Genomic DNA, 2,376 nt, shown 5'->3' with positions numbered 1-2,376 from the left:
AGGGCGTCAAAGAGGCCTAAATTTCGTGCTATTTAACCAATAGCCAGGGCAGATAAACCCTGAAAGGATATGGTCGATTTGATAAACGAAAGAATATCGAATTAAAGCAGATCATAAAAGCGGGTTGCGACAAAAGCAAATTAGTCAAGAGGACTCCGCTACCAAATAATTCTAAGGAAAAGCCTGAGATGGCCTAAGAAGGAAAAGTGATGTAATCTCAGAACCTGTCTCGGAAGTTGCTGAAACGGACACAGTCCAGAGTCTACTACTACTAGTATATATTATAAGTACTGAGTAGTTTATCAAATCAGAGAGAAACCTGGAATCAGCCTCCCAAAAGAGGATACTTCCCCTAAGGAATTAAGGTCGAAATTTAGAGTAACTTGGAGAATCCTAAAACTAAGTAATTAAGTTTACTAATTCGGAAATAAAAGCCCGGATGGTCAAGGATAAAGAATCTTTTTAGTAGTCGTAAGGGTAAACCTAAATTTGGAATAATTTAGTTAATCGGCTTACCGAGAAGAGAGTTAATGACTCTTATAGGGCGAAAGAAGAAAGTAATTTACTATTTATTCAATGGTATCAAGGAAGGGGTTGATATATTATGTCAACAACTGTTTCACCCGAAACTAAACTTTCGCGAACATTGAGTAGAATTCAATATCGTTCATCAAACGGTCACTCTCTAAAAAGAGAACTTCAGCAAGGAATGAATAACTTCTATAACACGTTAACAGCATTTAATAAAATTGCTGCTAACAAAGGGGCGGGCACACCCGGAATTGACAATGAAACCATCGATGGGATTAATCTAGAGAAACTAGAAAGATACCATCAGGAATATGTCAATAATGGTTATAACCCCAAACCAGTTAAAAGAATTCTTATTCCTAGCGATAATAAAAGAACTAGACCCTGGGGCTACCCACTGTCAAAGATCGACTAATACAAAAATGTCTTGAACAACTCTTAACTCCCTATTTTGAAAATGTCTTTTCAGAATGGAGCTTTGGATTTAGAACCAAAAAATCTTGTCATGACGCTGTAAAACGCGTTAAACAAAGATTTCAAGGAATTGATTACATAATCAAAATCGACCTAAAAGGTTACTTTGATACAATCAATCATGAAATTCTCATGCGAACCCTAAATCAGTTCATCAGAAAGAATAAAGTCCTCTCAACCATTAACAAATGGCTAAGAGCTGGCTTCATGAAAGACGGTATCAAATACGAATCTTTGTCAGGTTCTCCTCAAGGAGGAATTATTTCCCCCTTGCTGGCGAATGTATATTTACATTACATCGACCTGAAAATGGAGGAACTGATTAAAGAAGGAAAACCAATTAAAAAAAGCAACCCAGAATATGGGAGAGCACGGTTTAAAAACCGACATCACAAACTGGGGGCCGATAGATGGCTCAATCTAAATCCAAAACCTAGAGTTGAATACATCCGTTACGCTGATGACTTTATCATTGGCGTCAAAGGCGAGTATGACCAAGCCGAAGGGATTAAGAACCAAGTAACACAATGGCTTGAACAAGACTTAAAACTTACGATCAGTAAGAACAAGTCAAAGATTGTTAAAGCCAGCAAAGGAACTAGGTTTCTATCCTACATGGTAAAGGTAAATCCCACCAATAAAACTCGTACAAGGAAATCCGCAAAGAATTCCCTAAACGGCAAGGTTCAAATCCAAATTCCTAAGGCGAAAGCCAAAGAATACGGACATGAATATAATTGGTTAAAAGAGGGAAAAATGAAACACGATGAAACTTTAGCGGATAGAGACGAATTAGAAATAATCCGGACCTATCAAACAATTGTTAGAGGAATTATCCAATACTTTTGTTTAGCTAACAATCTTGGTGTTTTAACCTATTTGAATTATCTAGCTGAATATAGCTGTTTGAAAACACTGGCAAGAAAATGGAAAACATCGATTGCCAGAGTTCGAAAAAAACTTAATATAGGTTCAACTTGGGCTATTCCTTATCTTAATAAAGGGAAAACCCAACATGAACCGTGGGTTGTTTACTCTTGGGATAGAATTAAAAAAATGCGTAACTACAAGGGAAACCCTGACATTACCATCAATAGATTTATATTCCTGGGACGCACGCATCTAACTGACCGTCTAAAAGCGGAGCGCTGTGAGAACTGCGACAAGACCACCCAACTCCAAATTCATCACATTGGGACAGTCCGTAATGCGAACCGCCAAAGTGTCATGAATAAAAGTACAAAGGTATTGTGTAAAAGCTGTCATCGTAAAATAACCAATCAACAAATACATGATATTAAAAGGAATAAGAACGATAAGAATAAATAGCTAATCAACCGCGAGGGAATATTAGTTCTCGAAAGAGAGTAA

Annotated in this window: 1 pseudogene; it reads left to right on the top strand. The window is 37.2% G+C overall.

Annotated features, from left to right (window positions below):
- Window positions 1-604: 604 nt before the first annotated feature.
- Window positions 605-2,334: pseudogene (locus tag B2G44_RS01875) on the top strand (reverse transcriptase domain-containing protein).
- Window positions 2,335-2,376 lie beyond the last annotated feature (42 nt).

The organism is Candidatus Phytoplasma citri, assembly GCF_002009625.1.
GTDB lineage: Bacteria > Bacillota_I > Bacilli_A > Acholeplasmatales > Acholeplasmataceae > Phytoplasma > Phytoplasma citri.
This window is presented reverse-complemented; position numbering and strand designations above follow the sequence as displayed.